Raw genomic sequence first — 18,655 nt, 5'->3', positions numbered from 1 at the left:
CAGTTAGAGATTGGTCTGCTGTCAGGCCGCCATCGCCAGCAGGCTGGTTCATACAGTGGGATTGGTTGTGTTCAGTTGGAGATTGGTCGGCTTTGAAACCGCTTTCGCGAGCAAGCCCGCTCCCACAATTGGATTGGGTGCAATCAGTTAGAGATTGGTCTGCTGTCAGGCCGCCATCGCCAGCAGGCTGGCTCCTACAGTGGGATTGGTTGTGCTCAGTTGGAGATTGGTCGGCTGTGAAACCGCTTTCGCGAGCAAGCTGAACTGGTCAAGTAATCTTGGACACTGATTAAGGTTTCACGCCGCCAACTTCTCCTTGGCGACTGGTGACCGATAGTCGTTGTAGCTATGTGGCCTGGTGATGTTGTAGCGCGATATATAGCGCTGCACATCCGCTCGGGCCTCGTGTTCCGATCCGTAGCCTGCTTCTGGCACCCACTCTGATTTCAAACTTCCAAAGAAACGCTCCATCGCAGCGTTGTCCCAGCATTCGCCTTTACGGCTCATGCTCTGCCGGAGCCCATGTTCCAGCAGTTCATTTCTGAATTTATGGCTGGTGTACTGGCAACCTTGGTCGGAGTGAAACAGTACGTCTTTTGGGCGACCGCGTAGTTCAATCGCCATCCGCAGGGCTTCGCAGGTCAGCGTGGCATCGGAGATCATCGAAAACGACCAGCCCACGATCCGGCGAGCGAACAAGTCCAGAACCGCCGCGAAATACAGCCAGCGCTTGCCGACTTTGATGTACGTCACGTCCCCACACCACACCTGATTGACCGCCGTAACATCAAACTTGCGTTTGAGCACATGCGGTGCCACCAACGCTTCCACGCCGGGTGACTTGTACTTATGGCGCCGGCGTTGACGGCTGACAATGCCTGCTTCTCGCATCAAGCTGCGAGCCATGAAACGCCCGACATCATGCCCGCCGGCTTGCAGCTGTTTAGCCAAGGTACGAGCGCCCGCAGACTCTCTCGACGCCTTGTGGTGCTTGACCAGCATGGCCTTGAGCTGCTCTCGCTTAGGGCTCACTTTGCCTTGGCGCTGACGCCATGCGTAAAAGCTACTGCGGTTTATCCCGAACACACGACAGCAATCGTTAACGCCGTACTGCTCGCCCAGCTCACAGATCAACGAGAGTGATCTTTGGCGTCCAAAAGCAGGAGAGCACTGGCCTTTTTTAGGATTTCGATATCCCGATCTTTTTGCCTGAGCAAGGCTTTAAGTTCCTGAATCTCTCGCTGATCCGCGGTGATCGCCTTGGCTCCCACCGGAGTCGAGCCCAAGCGTTCCTTGCGAACCTGATCGACCCAGCGGCGTAAGGCCGTAGGGCCAATATCCAAACTGGCACAGACCTCGGGAACCGACTGCCCCTCGTCCAGCACCATGCTGGCAGCCTTGAGTTTGAACTCACTTGAATAAGATTTACGCATATCCAAACACCTCAGATTTGGGCGCCATCATAGCGCCCGATTGAGGTGTCCAAAATCATTAGGCCAGTTCAAGCCCGCTCCCACAATTGGATGGGTGCAATCAGTTAGAGATTGGTCTGCTGTCAGGCTGGCTCCTACAGTGGGATTGGTTGTGTTCAATTGGAGATTGGTCGGCTGTGAAACCGCTTTCGCGAGCAAGCCCGCTCCCACAGGTTGAACCCGGTGTATTCAGGTAGAAATTGGTCGGCTATCAGGCCGCCATCGCTGGCAAGCCAGCTCCCACAGTTTTGATTTGTGTATGCCCCATGCGGCGCAGCCGCCCCACTCAAAACAATGAGCGCAAGCTCGAGTACCGCTCTTGATCTTGATCCACGGGCGACGTCGGAAGGCTGAGCGGAGGGATTGATCCGGGGGTGGGAGCGCAGCGACCGTTTGGCGCAGCCAAACACAGCGAGAGGAGGTGCAGCGAAGCAAACCGGAGGCGCTGCGCCCGGATCAGTCCCGGAGCGAAGGAACCCCGAGCCCCAGCGAGTGGGCCGAACGTAGGAGCAAGCCTTTTGGGTTACCTTTTCGGCGTTTGGAAAAGGTGACTCGCCGTAAGGGCGAAACCCTAAGTAGCCGTTACCAAAAAAACGGATATGTACCCAAAAAAACCAGGAACCTGGTCGGCCCAAAGGCCGCCAAGACCAAAGCCCCAAAAGAAAGCCCCCAAGGCCTACACCTCAGGGGCTCCAGACAACCCAGCTCAGCGCTTAATGATGCTCACGCGTCGCACGGAACTTCACATCCGGCCACCGCTCTTCCATCAACGCCAGGTTAACCCGCGTTGGAGCGAGATAGGTCAGGTGCCCACCGCCATCCAGTGCGAGGTTCTCCACAGCCTTGTTGGAAAACTCCTCAAGTTTCTTCTTGTCGCTGCATTCAATCCAGCGCGCCGAGTAAACAGTGATCGGCTCATAAGAGCACTCAACCTTGTATTCCTCCTTCAAACGACTGGCGACCACATCAAACTGCAGCACACCCACGGCGCCAAGAATGATGTCGTTGCTGCGCTCCGGGAAGAACACCTGGGTCGCGCCCTCTTCAGCCAACTGCTGCAGCCCCTGACGCAACTGCTTGGACTTCAGCGGATCACGCAGACGCACGCGACGGAACAGTTCCGGGGCGAAGTGCGGGATACCGGTGAAACCGAGGACTTCACCTTCGCTGAAGGTGTCGCCGATCTGGATCGTGCCGTGGTTGTGCAGACCGATGATGTCGCCGGCGTACGCCTCTTCCAGTTGCTCACGCTCGGAGGAGAAGAACGTCAGGGCGTCGCCGATGCGCACGTCCTTGCCGGTACGCACGTGGCGCATCTTCATGCCTTTCTCGTACTTGCCGGAGCAGATACGCATGAAGGCGATGCGGTCGCGGTGCTTCGGGTCCATGTTCGCCTGGATCTTGAAGATGAAGCCCGAGAACTTCTCTTCCACCGGCTCGACGGTACGCTCGTTGGCGACACGGGCCAGCGGACGCGGGGCCCAGTCAACTACAGCGTCGAGCACGTGGTCGACACCGAAGTTGCCCAATGCAGTACCGAAGAACACCGGGGTCAGTTGACCGTCGAGGAACTCCTGCTGGTTGAACTCGTGGCAGGCGCCCTGCACCAGTTCCAGCTGTTCGAGGAAGCGATCGTACTCGTCGCCCAAGTGCGCGCGCGCCTCGTCGGAGTCGAGCTTCTCGATGATCTTGGTTTCGGTGCGTTCGTGACCGTGACCGGCGGTGTAGACAATGATGTAGTCGTCGGCCAGGTGGTACACGCCCTTGAAGTCGCGGTAGCAACCGATCGGCCAGGTGATCGGCGCTGCCTTGATCTTCAGAACGGCTTCGATTTCGTCGAGCAGTTCGATCGGGTCGCGGATGTCACGGTCGAGTTTGTTGATGAAGCTGACGATCGGCGTATCACGCAGACGGCAGACATCCATCAGGGCGATGGTGCGTGGCTCGACGCCTTTACCGCCGTCGAGAACCATCAGTGCCGAGTCGACCGCCGTCAGGGTGCGGTAGGTGTCTTCGGAGAAGTCTTCGTGGCCCGGGGTGTCGAGCAGGTTGATCATGTGTTCGCGATACGGGAACTGCATGACCGACGTGGTAATGGAAATACCCCGCTGCTTCTCCATCTCCATCCAGTCGGATGTCGCATGGCGATCGGATTTACGGGATTTCACCGTACCGGCCACCGCAATCGCCTTGCCCATCAACAGGAGCTTTTCGGTGATCGTGGTTTTACCGGCATCGGGGTGGGAAATAATGGCGAAAGTGCGGCGTTTCGCGACTTCGGCGGCCTGGTTGGTCATGGGAAATCGCCTGGCGGTGATTCAAAAAAGGGCCGCGATTATAGCCCAAGTCGATGCAATAACCGAACCGTTGAGCACATTAAGGGTGGCCAAATGCTGCCCCAGATGGGAACCTTTTAAAGCCCGGAGACGTCCATCCCCTGTTACGACATTTCGTCAGGGGCTGAAAAATCAGCAAGTTAGCCTGACGAGGCTGCGCTCATGGCTCGCTTTCAGACCGCTTGTTGCCGGTGCTGAAGGAGCTGCTTCTCGCGAACGTTTATTTCCCGGCAGCCAAGGCTTGGCATGCCACACGGGAGAGCGTTCGCCGACTACAAGAAAAGGAGTCCGCCTGTGGCTATCCGCTATGGCAAAGGGCTGATGGGAGGTGCGGTGGTTATCGCGCTCCTGGCCCTGCTGGTTCACTGGATCGGCATCAACACGATCGAACACTACCGCGACGATTTGTTGTTTTACCTGCAAGCTCATCTGATTCTCGTCCTCGCTTCAATGCTGGCCGCCCTGGTCGTGGGCATCCCCGCCGGTATCTTCCTCAGTCGCCCGACCATGGTCGGCCGCGCTGAACGCTTCATGCAGATCTTCAATATCGGCAACACCGTGCCACCGCTGGCTGTACTGGCGATTGCCCTGGGGATTCTCGGCATCGGCAGTGGCCCGGCGATCTTCGCTTTGTTCCTCGCGTCCCTGTTGCCGATCGTGCGCAACACCTACGAAGGCCTGAAAAACGTCCAGGGCTCGCTCAAAGAAGCCGCCGTCGGCATCGGCATGACCCCGCGCCAAGTGCTGTGGAAAGTCGAGCTGCCCAACGCCGTGCCGATCATCATCGGTGGTGTGCGCGTGGCACTGGCGATCAACGTCGGCACCGCGCCGCTGGCCTTCCTGATCGGCGCCAACAGCCTCGGCAGCCTGATCTTCCCTGGCATCGCCCTGAACAATCAGCCGCAACTGCTGCTCGGCGCCGCGTGCACCGCGCTGCTGGCCCTGCTGCTCGATGGCGTGGTCACCCTCGCCAGCCGTCTCTGGCTGGAACGCGGTTTGCGCCCGTCTTAAGGCTTTTGCGAAGGAATATTTATGAAACGATTTAGCTTGATCTTATGCTGCATCATGCTGTTCGCAGGATTTGCCCAGGCGGCGGAAAAACCGCTCATTCGCCTCGGCGCCCGGGTGTTCACCGAGCAGACCCTGCTCGCGGAAATCACCGCGCAATACCTGCGCAGCAAAGGCTACGACGCGCAGATCACTGGTGGTCTGGGCAGCAACCTCGCCCGTAGCGCTCACGAAAGCGGACAACTGGACATGCTCTGGGAATACACCGGCGTGTCGCTGGTGGCCTACAACCATGTCACCGAAAAACTCGACAGCGAACAGTCCTACGCCCGGGTCAAAGAACTCGACGCGAAAAAAGGCCTTATCTGGCTGACCCCGTCGAAATTCAGCAACACCTACGCCCTCGCCCTGCCGAAAAAAGTCGCCGAGGAGTATCCGCAGATCAACACCATCAGTGACCTGAACAAGGTGCTGCGCGATGAGGCCAAGACCAATCACCTGGTGGCGCTGGACACCGAGTTCGCCAACCGCTCCGACGGTCTGGACGGCATGGTCAAGCTCTACGACATGAACCTGACCCGCAAGAACATCCGCCAGATGGACGCCGGGCTGGTCTACACCGCGCTGCGCAACGGCCAGGTGTTTGCCGGTCTGGTCTACACCACCGACGGTCGCCTGAATGCGTTCGGCCTGAAACTGCTGGAAGACGACAAACATTACTTCCCCGACTACACCGCTGCGCCGGTGGTACGTCAGGCGTATCTGGACGCGCACCCGCAACTGGCCGAGCAACTCAAGCCGCTGGCGCAACTGTTCGACGACGAAACCATGCGCCAGCTCAACGCGCGGGTCGATGTCGATCACGAAAGCCCATCGAAAGTCGCCGCGGATTTCCTGCGCCAGCACCCACTCAACTAAGGAGGAAAAGTCATGGAATTTCTGAACGCCTTTTCCCACCTCGACTGGCAGCAGGTGATGCACCTGACCTGGCAGCACATCACTCTGGTCGGCATTGCGGTGACGCTGGCGATTTTCATCGGTGTGCCGCTGGGCATTCTGATGACGCGTTTTCCGAGCCTCGCAGGCCCCTTGCAGGCCAGCGCAACGGTGCTGCTGACCGTGCCGTCGATTGCCCTGTTCGGCCTGCTGCTGCCGTTCTACTCCAAATTCGGCCAGGGCCTGGGGCCGATGCCGGCGATCACCGCGGTGTTCCTTTATTCACTGCTGCCGATCATGCGCAACACCTACCTCGCCTTGACCGGCGTCGAGCCGGGCATTCGTGAAGCCGCACGCGGCATCGGCATGACCTTCGGCCAGCGCCTGCGCATGGTCGAGTTGCCGATCGCTGTGCCGGTGATCCTCGCCGGGGTGCGCACCGCCGTGGTGATGAACATCGGCGTGATGACCATCGCCGCGACCATCGGCGCCGGTGGCCTTGGCGTGCTGATCCTCGCCTCCATCAGCCGCAGCGACATGTCGATGCTGATCGTCGGCGCGCTGCTGGTCAGTCTTCTGGCGATCTTCGCCGACCTTCTCCTGCAGTGGCTGCAACGTACGCTGACTCCAAAAGGACTCCTCAAATGATCGAACTTCAAAACCTCAGCAAGACCTTCCAGAGCAACGGCAAAGATGTCAAAGCCGTGGACTCGGTAAGCCTGACCGTCAATGAAGGTGAAATCTGTGTGTTCCTCGGGCCATCGGGTTGCGGCAAAAGCACCACGCTGAAAATGATCAACCGCCTGATCAAGCCGACCTCGGGCAAGATCCTGATCAACGGCGAAGACACCACCGACCTCGACGAAGTGACACTGCGCCGCAACATCGGTTACGTGATCCAGCAGATCGGCCTGTTCCCGAACATGACCATCGAAGAGAACATCGTCGTGGTGCCGAAACTGCTCGGCTGGGACAAACAGAAATGCCACGACCGCGCTCGCGAGCTGATGAGCATGATCAAGCTGGAACCCAAGCAGTATCTGCATCGCTATCCGCGCGAGTTGTCCGGCGGCCAGCAACAGCGCATAGGTGTGATCCGCGCACTGGCGGCGGATGCGCCGCTGTTGCTGATGGACGAGCCGTTTGGTGCGGTCGACCCGATCAACCGCGAGATGATCCAGAACGAGTTCTTCGAGATGCAACGGGCGCTGAAAAAGACCGTGATCATGGTCAGCCACGACATCGACGAGGCGATCAAACTCGGCGACAAGATCGCGATCTTCCGCGCCGGTAAACTGCTGCAGATCGATCACCCGGACACGCTGCTCGCGCACCCGGCGGACGACTTTGTCAGCAATTTCGTCGGTCAGGACAGCACCCTCAAACGTCTATTGCTGGTGAAAGCCGAAGACGCCGCCGACAATGCGCCGTCGGTCAGCCCGGAAACCCCGGTGGCCGATGCGCTGGAGTTGATGGACGAGCATGACCGCCGCTATGTGGTGGTCACCTGTGCCGAGAACAAGGCGCTGGGTTACGTGCGTCGTCGCGACCTGCACCGCCAGACCGGCACCTGCGGGCAGTATCTGCGCGAGTTCAACGCCACGGCGGCGTACGACGAACATCTGCGCATCCTGTTGTCGCGCATGTACGAGTTCAATCGTTCGTGGCTGCCGGTGATGGATGCCGAGCGGGTGTTCCTCGGTGAAGTAACGCAGGAGTCGATTGCGGCCTACCTGAGTTCAGGTCGTTCACGCGGGATGAAGACCAATATCGTCTCGCCGGCTGAGGCTGTAATCGCCTGATCGATAAAAAGGTCGCACACCGAACCTGTGGCGAGGGAGCTTGCTCCCGCTGGGTCGCGCAGCGGCCCCTCTTTTAAAAAAAGCGGGGACTGCTTCGCAGTCCAGCGGGAGCAAGCTCCCTCGCCACAGTTTTTTTGTGTTTTCAAAGACTGGAAAAGAATATCAACACCGAGGTGAGCTCTGGCACTGCTAAAGCATCCGCCACACTTATCAAAATCCCCCTCACACCTTCCTCTCGCCGCCAACGTCGCCGATGTTGCGCCGATCACACTTCCCCGATAATTAGCCGATAAAAGCGGCGAACGTGCAGGTATTTTTAACACATGAAAATTCCCGGGGAACATCTGTCCGTCATCTCGGTCGGCTACAAAGAGTGATATTCGCGACGCACGTCAGAAGCATGCAAAAACGCGACATTTTTAGTTGATCTCAGGCCCCTCACGCCCTAAAGTTCGCGCCGAACGTCCATGCTGGAAACGATCCATCCGGCTCAAGTACTGACGACGAGACAGCAAGGCCAAGGGCAGCGACCCCAGATCGTTTGAGAGCGTAGCGAGCGCAGGCAAGACAAGGCGGGAAGAGGCGAGGAAGCGGAGTTTACTGGTTGTAAATGAGCATTCCGAGCCTCTTCCCAACGCAGTATTGCCAAGCGCAGTAGCTCTCAAACGATCTGAATGGCCTTTTTGCTTTCGGCGCCATTGCCTTGGGAAGTAGGCGAACCAAAGTGGGGATACGGAGGGCGTTCATTTGCACCCATTGTTTTTACGAGTTTGCCCATAGGAGCTCCCAGCATGTCGATCCAGGTCGAAGACTATTTCGCGCGCGAAACCTTTCAGAAAATGAAGGCGTTCGCCGACAAACAGGAAACCCCGTTCGTGGTGATCGACACCGCGATGATCAGCCAGGCCTATGACGACCTGCGCGCCGGTTTCGAATTCGCCAAGGTCTACTACGCGGTCAAGGCCAACCCGGCTGTCGAGATCATCGACCTGCTCAAAGAGAAAGGTTCGAGCTTCGACATCGCCTCCATCTATGAGCTGGACAAAGTCATGGGCCGTGGCGTCAGCCCGGACCAGATCAGCTACGGCAACACCATCAAAAAGTCCAAGGACATCCGCTACTTCTACGAGAAGGGTGTGCGCCTGTTCGCCACCGACTCCGAAGCCGACCTGCGCAACATCGCCAAAGCCGCGCCGGGTTCGAAAGTCTATGTGCGCATTCTGACCGAAGGCTCGACTACCGCTGACTGGCCGCTGTCGCGCAAATTCGGCTGCCAGACCGACATGGCCATGGACCTGCTGATCCTCGCCCGCGACCTGGGCCTGGTGCCGTACGGCATCTCGTTCCACGTCGGTTCGCAACAGCGCGACATCAGCGTCTGGGACGCAGCGATCGCCAAGGTCAAAGTGATCTTCGAGCGTCTGAAAGAAGAAGACGGCATTCACCTGAAGCTGATCAACATGGGCGGCGGCTTCCCGGCCAACTACATCACCCGCACCAACAGCCTGGAAACCTACGCCGAAGAGATCATCCGCTTCCTGAAGGAAGACTTCGGTGATGACCTGCCGGAAATCATTCTGGAGCCGGGCCGTTCGTTGATCGCCAACGCCGGTATTCTGGTCAGCGAAGTGGTGCTGGTTGCGCGTAAATCCCGCACCGCCGTCGAGCGTTGGGTGTATACCGATGTGGGCAAGTTCTCCGGCCTGATCGAAACCATGGACGAAGCGATCAAGTTCCCGATCTGGACCGAGAAGAAAGGCGAGATGGAAGAAGTGGTCATCGCCGGCCCGACCTGCGACAGCGCCGACATCATGTACGAGAACTACAAATATGGCCTGCCGCTGAACCTGGCCATTGGTGATCGTCTGTACTGGCTGTCGACCGGTGCTTACACCACCAGTTATAGCGCGGTTGAGTTCAATGGCTTCCCGCCGCTGAAATCGTTTTACGTGTAAGCGCTGAAGCCATAATGCAAAAAGCCCATGACGTGTCATGGGCTTTTTTGTATGTCGATGCAATCCGTTGTGGGAGCGGGCTTGCTCGCGAATGCGGTGGGCCAGTGCGGATGATGATGACTGACACAACGCCTTCGCGAGCAAGCCCGCCCCCACTGGGGTTATGCAGTGCGGCTTAACTCATCGGCGCGAAGCTGATATCTGGATGCCATCCCCCGGATTCCGGGATCTGTCGCACTGAACAGTGCCTGACTCGCCACCCGCAGAAAATTCAGATTGCCGCCGGCCAAAGCTTTCTCAAGCCAATCGACCGCCTCATCAATCCGCCCTTCGTCCGCCAAAACTGCAGCAAAACTGAACTGCCCACGAAAATCCCCAGCCTCGGCCGAACGTCGATACCAATCGCGCGCTGCCACAGGATCCGCCGGGCACACCTGCCCTTCTTCCAGATAGCGCCCCAGCAGATTCATCGATTTCGCATGGCCGAATTCAGCCGCGCGCCGATACAGCGCCAACGCCTGTTGATGATCCACCGCCACGCCCCGCCCGGTGGCGAGCAGATTGGCGAGGTTGTACATCGCCCAGTCCAGTCCGGCTTGCGCCGCGATCCGATAGTGCTGTGCGGCAATAGCCGCATCTGCCGAACACCCCCAGCCATGCTCATGACAACGCCCGAGCATGTTGCGCGCCATCAAATGCCCGCGCCCGGCGGCGATGCCGAACCAGCGCAGCGCCAGCGGCTGATCCTGCGCGATGCCCTGTCCATCCAGAAGAATCTGTCCAAGCAACGCCTGCGCTTCAACTTCGCCCTCACCCGCCGCGAGCAAAATCGCTTGCGCGGCACGGGCCGGACTTTCGCCGAGCATGGCGCTAAGTTGTTCGCCGCTGAGGATTTCCTCGCGACGCAGCAGGAAACTCATACCTCGACCCAGCGCCGCAGCAGGTTGTGATACGTACCGGTGAGGCGGATCAGCGAAGGATGATCAGGCATGTCTTGAGTCAGTTGCTGAATCGCCCCGTCCATCTCGAACAACAACGCGCGCTGACTGTCTTCGCGCACCAGGCTTTGCGTCCAGAAGAACGACGCATAACGCGCACCCCGCGTGACCGCGTTGACCTTGTGCAGGCTGGTTCCGGGATAGAGCACCATGTCGCCGGCGGGCAGTTTCACCCGTTGCGTGCCGAAGGTGTCCTGAATCTCCAGCTCGCCGCCGTCGTAATCCTCGGGTTCGCTGAAAAACAGTGTGGCCGACAGATCGGTGCGCACCCGCTCGATGCTGCCTTTGGGCTGGCGCACGGCGTTGTCGATGTGAAAGTCGAAACTGCCGCCCGCCGTGTAGCAGTTGAGTAACGGCGGGAATACTTTGTGCGGCAGCGCGGCAGACATGAACAGCGGATTTTTCCACAGCCGTTCGAGCATCGCTGCGCCGATTTCCTTGGCCAGTGGATGGCCTTCAGGCAATTGCAGATTGTGCTTGGCCTTGGCCGACTGGTAGCCGGCGGTGATCTTGCCATCAGCCCAATCCGCCTGCTCCAGCGCCTCGCGGATGCGCTGCACTTCTTCTTTGGCGAACAGGCCGGGGATGTGCAGCAGCATGGTGATCGTACCTGATGGTAAAGGGGTGCCAATGTTATTGATTCTTATTGGCTGTGTAAAACCCGCACGACGGATGAATCGGCAAAAACCGTAAGGTTAAATTGTAAAGAATGTAAATTCGTCGCGAATAACAATGTTTCGCAATTGATACGAATACCTGTTTACCCTATATTCCGCGACCTCAAATCCTTGGGGAGGGGAATAAAAATGTCACGTCAACAGGTTCAATTGCCGGTCAGTTCACCACGTCTGCTCGCGTCGGCCATTGGTGTCGCCATCACCGCCGGCTCTGCTGGCCAGATGGTCTTCGCCGCGGAAAAGACCGATAGCAAAGCCTCTGGCAGTGCCATCGCCCTGGATGCCACCGCCATCACCGGCGAAGCGCAGGACTCGACGTCCTACCAGGTCGAAAAAGCCTCCTCGCCCAAGTACACCGCGCCGCTGGTCGACACGCCGCGCTCGGTCACCGTCATCCCGCAACAAGTGCTCAAAGACACCGGCGCCCTGAACATGCAGGACGCGCTGCGCACCGTGCCGGGCATCACCTTCGGTGCCGGTGAAGGTGGCAACCCGCAGGGTGACCGTCCGTTCATTCGTGGCTTCGACGCCCAGGGTGACACCTACCTCGACGGCGTGCGCGACACCGGTTCGCAGAGCCGCGAAATCTTCGCCGTGGAAAACATCGAAGTCAGCAAGGGCCCGAACTCGGCCATCGGCGGTCGCGGCGCAGCCGGCGGCAGCATCAACCTGGTGAGCAAGAAAGCGCACCTGGGCAATTCGTTCGACGGCGGCTTCACCTGGGGTTCTGACCAGACCCAGCGTTACACCCTGGACGGCAACTACCAGTTCAGCGACACCGCTGCCGGCCGCCTGAACCTGATGAGCCACGAGAGCAATGTCGCCGGTCGCGACAAGGTCGACTACGATCGCTGGGGTATCGCGCCATCCCTGGCGTTTGGCCTGGGCACCGACACCCGCGTCAACCTTGACTACTACCATCTGGAAAGCAACGACACCCCGGACTCGGGCATTCCCTACACCATCCCGGCCGGTGGTTCGGCGGCACGCACCAAGTCCAACCCGGACAAGCCGTACGCCGGTGGTGATCACAGCAATTTCTACGGTCTGGATCGCGATTTCCGCAAGGGCCGCACCGACACCGCGACCTTCGCCATCGAGCATGACCTGAGCGACTCGCTGACCATCAAGAACACCCTGCGCCACGGCACCAGCATGCAGGATTACATCCTGACTCAGCCGGACGACAGCAAGGGCAACGTCAACAATGGCAGCGTCTGGCGCCGTGCCAACACGCGGGTCAGCAACACCGAGACCACCACCAACCAGACTGATCTGTTCGGCAATTTCTACGTCGCCGGTTTCAAGAACAGCTTCTCCACCGGTGTCGAATACACCCGCGAGGAAGGCCAGAAGTCCTCGTACAACGTCAACACCGACACCACGCCGCGCACCACTAATGTGGCAGCAAGCAGCAACTGCACCCCGTCGATGATCGGCGCATCGAGCGGCTACAACTGCACCTCGCTGTCGAACCCGAACCCGAACGATCCGTGGAACGGCGCGATCTCGCGCAACTACGCCGGCACCGACACCAAGGCCAACACTTACGCGCTGTATGCGTTCGACACCCTGGAGTTGTCCGAGCAGTGGCTGGTGAACATGGGCCTGCGTTACGACCACTTCGACACCGATTACAAGACCTACAACAACGCCGGCACCACCACCTCCAAGGGTGATGACACCAGCGAATTCGTCACCGGTCAGTTCGGCGTGGTCTACAAACCGGCACCGAACGGAAGCATCTACGCCTCCTACGCGACCTCCGCGACGCCACCGGGCAACACCCTCGGTGAAGGCCAGGAAGGCAACCCGCTGGGCGGCACCCCGGATCGCAGTGGCAACCTGCTCAAGAGCGACATGGAGCCGGAAACCACCAAGAACTACGAAATCGGCACCAAGTGGGATCTGTTGAACGATCGCCTGTCGCTGACCGCTGACGTGTTCCGCACCGAGAAAGAAAACGCTCGCGTGCAAGTCGACACCACCTCCTATGAGAACGCCGGCAAGACCCGCGTGCAAGGTATCGAGCTGTCGGCCAGCGGCAAGATCACCGACAAGTGGCAAGTGTTCGCCGGCTACGCCTACATGGACAGCGAACAGGTGGACGGCGGTGACCTGCCAGCCAACAAAATCAACAACGGTAACGAGTTGCCCAACACGCCGAAAAACAGCGCCAGCCTGTGGACCACTTATCAGGTCACACCGAAGCTGACCCTCGGTGGCGGCGCGTTCTACGTCGACGACGTCTACGGCAGCGTAGCGAACACCACGATGGTCGATTCCTATGTACGTTACGACGCGATGGCCGCCTACAAGCTGAGCAAGAACGTCGACCTGCAACTCAACGTGCAGAACCTGACCAATGAAACCTACTACGACAAAGCCTTCTCGACCCACTTCGCCAACCAGGCGGCGGGCCGTACGGCGCTGTTGAGCACCAACTTCCACTTCTGATTGATGCGGTAAATGTGGGAGCGGGCTTGCTCGCGAAGGCGATGTGTCAGTGAAATAGATATCGACTGACACGACGCATTCGGGAGCAAGCCCCCTCCCACAGTTAATGCAATCAGCAGATCCGGCCCCGTTCATTAGATTGAACGGGGCCTTTGTGCGTAATCAAAGAAGCTCTCGACAACCCACGGCATAATGCGCGCCGTGATGACAATTTTCGAACGGACAAGGCGAGCAACGTGTTGAAGAAAACCCTGTTCCAGTTGCACTGGTTTTTCGGCATCACTGCCGGGCTGGTGCTGGCCCTGATGGGCATTACCGGTGCCGCCTATTCGTTCCAGGACGAAATCCTGCGGGCGCTGAACCCGTCGGTGTTGCAAGTGGAAAAACAGGTCGCTGGCGTCCTGCCTCCAGTCGAGCTGGTGGAACACATCGAAGCGAACTCCGGCAAGAAAGTCGGGATGCTCTGGGTCGAAACCGACAGTGGCAACGCCGCGCGCGTCTACTTCACCCCGCCAAAAGGCGAACGCCGTGGCGAGATGCGCTACTTCGACCCATACACCGGCGAGTTCATGGGCGACGCCGTGGGTCAGGACTTCTTCGGCCTGATGCTGCAACTGCACCGCTTTCTCGCCATGGGCGACACCGGGCGCAACATCACCGGCGCCTGCACCCTGATCCTGCTGTTCTTCTGCCTCTCCGGGCTGTACCTGCGCTGGCCACGCCAGTGGAACAGCTGGCGCGTGTGGCTGACCCTCGACTGGAAGAAAAAGGGCCGCAGCTTCAACTGGGATCTGCACTCGGTGGCCGGCACCTGGTGCCTGCTGGTGTACCTGCTGCTGGCGTTGACCGGGTTGTCCTGGTCGTACGAGTGGTACAACAAAGGCCTGACCCGACTGCTTTCCGACGCGCCGCAAAACGAGCGCGTGCGCGGTGGTCGCGGGCCGGCACCGGAAGGCCCGGCGCCGACCGCCGACTACGCCGCGATGTGGAGCAGCATCTACAGCGCCGCCGGCCCGGGCCTGTCGGCTTACAACATCCGCATGCCGCCAGTGGCTGGGCAACCGGCGACCGTGTTCTACCTGCTCGACAGCTCACCGCATGATCGCGCGCTGAACCAGATCACCCTCGACCCGGCCACGGGCATCGTCAAACGTGTCGACCGCTACGCCGACAAGAGCATCAAGGCGCAGCTGTTGACCAGCATTTACGCGCTGCACGTCGGCAGCTATTTCGGCCTCGTCGGACGGATCATCGTCACCCTCGCCGCCGTGTGCATGCCGCTGTTTTTCATCACCGGGTGGCTGCTGTATCTGGATCGCCGGCGCAAGAAAAAGCAGATTCAGGACGCACGCAAAGGTCTTCAGGCACCGGCCGCTGACGCACCGGCATGGCTGGTCGGTTTCGCCAGCCAGAGCGGTTTTGCCGAACAACTGGCGTGGCAGACCGCCGGACAACTGCAGGCCGCCGGATTGCCGGTGAAGGTGCAGCCGCTGGCAAACGTCAGCGCGCAGGATCTGCGTGAATCGAATAACGCGCTGTTCGTGGTCAGCACCTTCGGCGACGGCGAAGCACCGGACAGCGCGCGCGGTTTCGAGCGCAAAGTCCTGAGCAACGCCGCCAGCTTCGACGGCCTGAACTATGCGGTGCTGGGCCTCGGCGACCGCCAGTACCAGAATTTCTGTGGCTTCGCCCGACGCCTGCATCAGTGGTTGGGCGAGCACGGCGGCAAGACCCTGTTCGCCCCGGTCGAAGTCGACAGCGGCGACCCCTACGCCCTGCGTCACTGGCAAACCCAGCTCGGACAGTTGACCGGGCAAGCGCCGGTCGACACCTGGCAAGCGCCGAGCTACGACAACTGGACGCTGGTCAGCCGCGAACTGATGAACCCCGACAGCAGCGGCGCGCCGGTTTACCTGTTGGGCCTGAAGGCGCCGAGCACCAGCAGCTGGTTGGCCGGGGATCTGGTGGAAGTGCTGCCGCGCAACTGCCCGTGGGCCATCGAACATTTCCTCGACGGCCTCGGCATTCGTGGCGAAACCACGGTGAAGGTCAACGGCCTCGAAGAACCACTGGAAATCGCCCTCGCCAGCCGCCAGTTACCCGAACATCGCGCGCATCTGGTCGGCCTGCACGCGCAAGCGCTGGTCGATGCGATGGTGCCGCTGGCCATGCGCGAATACTCGATCGCCTCGATTGCCGCCGACGGCGTGCTGGAACTGATCGTGCGTCAGGAACAACACAGCGACGGCAGCCTGGGCATCGGCTCCGGCTGGCTGACCGAGCATGCGCCCGTGGGCGGCAGCATCAGCCTGCGCGTGCGACGCAACAGTGGCTTCCACTTGCCGAACGAAGCGGTGCCGATGATTCTGCTGGGCAACGGCACCGGCCTCGCCGGGCTGCGCAGCCTGCTCAAGGCGCGCATCGCCGACGGTCAGCAGCGTCACTGGCTGCTGTTCGGCGAGCGCAATCGTCAGCACGACTTCCTTTGCCGTGCAGAGCTGGAAGAGTGGTTGATCAATGGCGATCTGGCGCGACTCGATCTGGCGTTTTCGCGGGATCAGGCGCAAAAGATTTACGTGCAGGATCGCTTGCGCGAATCTGCTGACGAGCTGAAAAAATGGCTGGCTGACGGCGCAGTGATCTACATCTGCGGCAGCCTGCAGGGCATGGCCGCCGGCGTGGATCAGGCACTCAACGACATCCTTGGCACCGCCGAAGTCGAACGCCTGATCGAACAGGGCCGCTATCGCCGCGACGTGTACTGACTCAGCCAAAGAGCCCCTCACCCTAACCCTCTCCCGGAGGGAGAGGGGACTGATTGGGGGATGCCGGATAAATACGCCGACCTGAAGGTGATGTACCGAATCCGTAATCGACTCGGTCTTTCAGGTCGATGTACAACTCGATACAACTCCGTAGGCTCCCTCTCCCTCCGGGAGAGGGCTGGGGTGAGGGTCCTCGTCTACAGTGAGATTTCCAGCCACTTCACAAGGATCGTGAAGCATGCAAAATCGCCTCACTCTCGCTCAGTTCGCCCGCCATTTACGCGCCAACCAAACCGTTTGCGAACAATTACTCTGGCAAAAACTTCGTTCACGCCAAATCGCCAATCTGAAATTCCGCAGGCAGTTTCCATGTCTGCCCTATGTCCTGGATTTTTACTGCGTAGAGTTGAAACTGGCGATTGAGCTGGATGGGGGTCAACACTATGAAATAGCGGGCTTGATCCACGATCAACGTCGGACGCTTTTCCTGGAACGTCAGGGCATTGAAGTTATGCGGTTCAGTAATCTTGAAGTGATGCAGCAGATGGAAAATGTACTGGAGCAAATCACAAGAATTGCCGCGAAGCGAAAAATGCCCTCACCCTCCAAGCGGTCCGACGTTTCGGGAGGGCCGGGGTGAGGGTTGTTTTTGATCTTCAAACTGGCTGCAATTTCTGCTCGAAAACCGCCCCCCCATTCAAATCCCGCAACACCACACTCATCTCCCCGCTCTGCCCTTCGATGTTCACCTCACCAAAGAACTGAAACCCGGCAAAAGGTGAAGCATTCTGCGTGGGCGGGGCCTTCTGGAACACCACCTCCGGGCCGAAGGTCTTGTCCAGTGGATTAGGGCCGAAACTCCCGGCATTCAGCGGCCCGGCGACAAATTCCCAGAACGGTTCGAAATCCTGAAACGCCGCGCGATCCGGGTGGTAGTGATGCGCTGCGCAGTAATGCACGTCCGCCGTCAGAAACACGAAATTGCGCACCTGCTGCGCCCGCAGGAAACCCAGCAACTCGGCGACTTCCAGCTCACGTCCCTGCGCCGGGCCGGGATCACCGTTGGCGACGGCCTCCCAGCGCGCCACGCCCGGGCTGACTTCACCGTCGGGCACGCCGAGGCCGATCGGCATGTCGGCGGCGATCACCTTCCACTGCGCCTTGGAGTGCTTCAAGCCACGCTTGAGCCAGTCCAGTTGCTCACGCCCGAGGAACGGTTTGGCCGCGCCAAGGTTGTCGTCGTTGGCGCCGCGATAACTGCGCATGTCGAGCACGAACACATCGAGCATCGGCCCGTAACCGAGCTTGCGATAAATCCGCCCGCCGCCATCGGCCGCCTGCAGGCGCATCGGCGAATACTCCAGCCAGGCCTTGCGCGCGCGGCCGACCAGGGTGTGGATATCTTTTTCCTGATAACGCTCGTCGAGCTGCTTGCCCGGCGACCAGTTGTTGACCACTTCGTGGTCGTCCCACTGCCAGATCTGCGGTACTTCGGCGTTGAAGCGGCGGATGTTTTCGTCCATCAGGTTGTAGCGGTAGTTGCCGCGATAATCGTCAAGGGTCTGGGCGACTTTGCTCTTGGCCTCAGTGGTGAGGTTGCGCCAGATCCGCCCACCCTCGGTGGTCAGTTGCGCCGGCACCGGGCCGTCGGCGTAGATGGTGTCGCCGCTGTGGATAAAGAAGTCCGGCAGGCGCAGGCGCATGGATTCGTAGATGCGCATGCCGCCGATGTCCGGGTTGATGCCAAAGCCCTGGCCGACGGTGTCGCCGCTCCAGACGAAGCGGATGTTGCGCCGCGCTTTCGGAGCGCTGCGCAAATGGCCGAGCCACGGTTCGCTGGCGACGCCGGATTGTGCGTCCTTGAAATACACCCGATAGAAAATCGCCTGATCAGCGGGCAGACCGGTGAGTTCGACACGGGCGGTGAAGTCAGTGCGCGCATCGGCCAGTGGCGAGACTACACGGCGCGGGTGACGAAACTGACTGCGGGTGTCCCACTCGACCACCATCCGCGCCGGACGGTCGCTGCGGCTCCAGATCATCGCGCGGTCGCCTTGCAGGTCGCCGGACTGCACGCCGTCGGTGAGTTGCGGCCGATCCTTGACCGACGCGATCACCGCCGGCGCCAGCCCCGGCATCAGCAGCCCGGCACCGACCACCTGCATGACCCGCCGACGTCCCGGATTGAAATCGCTCATGCTGTTCTCCCTGGAAAAAGGAAAACTTAAGCACGGGATGATGAATCCGGC

At 59.8% G+C, this 18,655-nt stretch carries 14 protein-coding genes; 8 read left to right on the top strand and 6 right to left on the bottom strand.

The annotated features are described in order from the left end of the window. Window positions 1-297: 297 nt before the first annotated feature. The 3 genes from AC1RBR_RS04255 to AC1RBR_RS04245 form a co-directional block, all read right to left on the bottom strand. Window positions 298-1,134: an IS3 family transposase gene (locus tag AC1RBR_RS04255; protein ID WP_492563137.1), complete on the bottom strand. Its 837-nt coding sequence runs from the start codon at window positions 1,132-1,134 to the stop codon at window positions 298-300. Then, entirely contained in the window at window positions 1,131-1,433 is a 303-nt protein-coding gene (locus AC1RBR_RS04250) for a transposase (RefSeq protein WP_225595758.1), read from the bottom strand. The genes AC1RBR_RS04255 and AC1RBR_RS04250 overlap by 4 nt, the downstream gene beginning before the upstream one ends. A 752-nt stretch (window positions 1,434-2,185) precedes the next feature. Continuing rightward, window positions 2,186-3,769: a peptide chain release factor 3 gene (locus tag AC1RBR_RS04245; RefSeq protein ID WP_027610807.1), complete on the bottom strand. Its 1,584-nt coding sequence runs from the start codon at window positions 3,767-3,769 to the stop codon at window positions 2,186-2,188. Between the two features lie 360 nt (window positions 3,770-4,129). Here AC1RBR_RS04245 and AC1RBR_RS04240 point away from each other — a divergent pair, with 360 nt between their 5' ends. From AC1RBR_RS04240 to AC1RBR_RS04220, 5 genes are all read left to right on the top strand, one after another. Then, entirely contained in the window at window positions 4,130-4,819 is a 690-nt protein-coding gene (locus tag AC1RBR_RS04240; protein ID WP_177327464.1) for an ABC transporter permease, read from the top strand. Window positions 4,820-4,840: 21 nt separating this feature from the next. Then, a complete protein-coding gene (locus AC1RBR_RS04235; protein WP_492563135.1) occupies window positions 4,841-5,734 on the top strand; it encodes a glycine betaine ABC transporter substrate-binding protein in 894 nt (297 codons plus the stop codon). 12 nt (window positions 5,735-5,746) lie between these two features. Beyond that, entirely contained in the window at window positions 5,747-6,400 is a 654-nt protein-coding gene (locus tag AC1RBR_RS04230; protein WP_003221593.1) for an ABC transporter permease, read from the top strand. Continuing rightward, on the top strand, window positions 6,397-7,554 hold the full coding sequence (locus tag AC1RBR_RS04225; RefSeq protein WP_492563133.1) for an osmoprotectant ABC transporter ATP-binding protein OsmV: 1,158 nt from the start codon (window positions 6,397-6,399) through the stop codon (window positions 7,552-7,554). The genes AC1RBR_RS04230 and AC1RBR_RS04225 overlap by 4 nt, the downstream gene beginning before the upstream one ends. Window positions 7,555-8,345: 791 nt before the next feature. Next, a complete protein-coding gene (locus AC1RBR_RS04220) occupies window positions 8,346-9,509 on the top strand; it encodes a type III PLP-dependent enzyme (protein ID WP_064585938.1) in 1,164 nt (387 codons plus the stop codon). 161 nt (window positions 9,510-9,670) lie between these two features. On the opposite strand, the gene AC1RBR_RS04215 is transcribed toward AC1RBR_RS04220, so the two are convergent. Beyond that, the gene (locus tag AC1RBR_RS04215; RefSeq protein ID WP_492563131.1) at window positions 9,671-10,429 is read right to left on the bottom strand and encodes a tetratricopeptide repeat protein; all 759 of its coding nucleotides are present in this window, start codon (window positions 10,427-10,429) and stop codon (window positions 9,671-9,673) included. Further along, entirely contained in the window at window positions 10,426-11,106 is a 681-nt protein-coding gene (locus tag AC1RBR_RS04210) for a Fe2+-dependent dioxygenase (RefSeq protein WP_095139806.1), read from the bottom strand. The genes AC1RBR_RS04215 and AC1RBR_RS04210 overlap by 4 nt, the downstream gene beginning before the upstream one ends. A 207-nt stretch (window positions 11,107-11,313) precedes the next feature. On the opposite strand from AC1RBR_RS04210, the gene AC1RBR_RS04205 reads away from it, so the two are divergent. The 3 genes from AC1RBR_RS04205 (at window position 11,314) to AC1RBR_RS04195 (ending at window position 17,046) form a co-directional block, all read left to right on the top strand. After that, window positions 11,314-13,641, top strand: coding sequence for a TonB-dependent receptor (locus AC1RBR_RS04205; RefSeq protein WP_492563129.1), 2,328 nt, complete (start codon window positions 11,314-11,316; stop codon window positions 13,639-13,641). A gap of 236 nt (window positions 13,642-13,877) precedes the next feature. Then, complete coding sequence (locus tag AC1RBR_RS04200) at window positions 13,878-16,406, top strand: PepSY domain-containing protein (protein ID WP_492563128.1); 2,529 nt, start codon at window positions 13,878-13,880, stop codon at window positions 16,404-16,406. A gap of 238 nt (window positions 16,407-16,644) precedes the next feature. Next, window positions 16,645-17,046, top strand: coding sequence for an endonuclease domain-containing protein (locus AC1RBR_RS04195; protein WP_492563126.1), 402 nt, complete (start codon window positions 16,645-16,647; stop codon window positions 17,044-17,046). A gap of 16 nt (window positions 17,047-17,062) precedes the next feature. Here the strand turns inward: AC1RBR_RS04195 and AC1RBR_RS04190 are convergent, their stop codons facing one another. After that, a complete protein-coding gene (locus AC1RBR_RS04190) occupies window positions 17,063-18,604 on the bottom strand; it encodes an alkaline phosphatase D family protein (RefSeq protein ID WP_492563124.1) in 1,542 nt (513 codons plus the stop codon). Window positions 18,605-18,655: the final 51 nt, after the last annotated feature.

It is taken from the genome of Pseudomonas sp. GW823-FHT01D03 (assembly GCF_058798255.1).
This window is presented reverse-complemented; position numbering and strand designations above follow the sequence as displayed.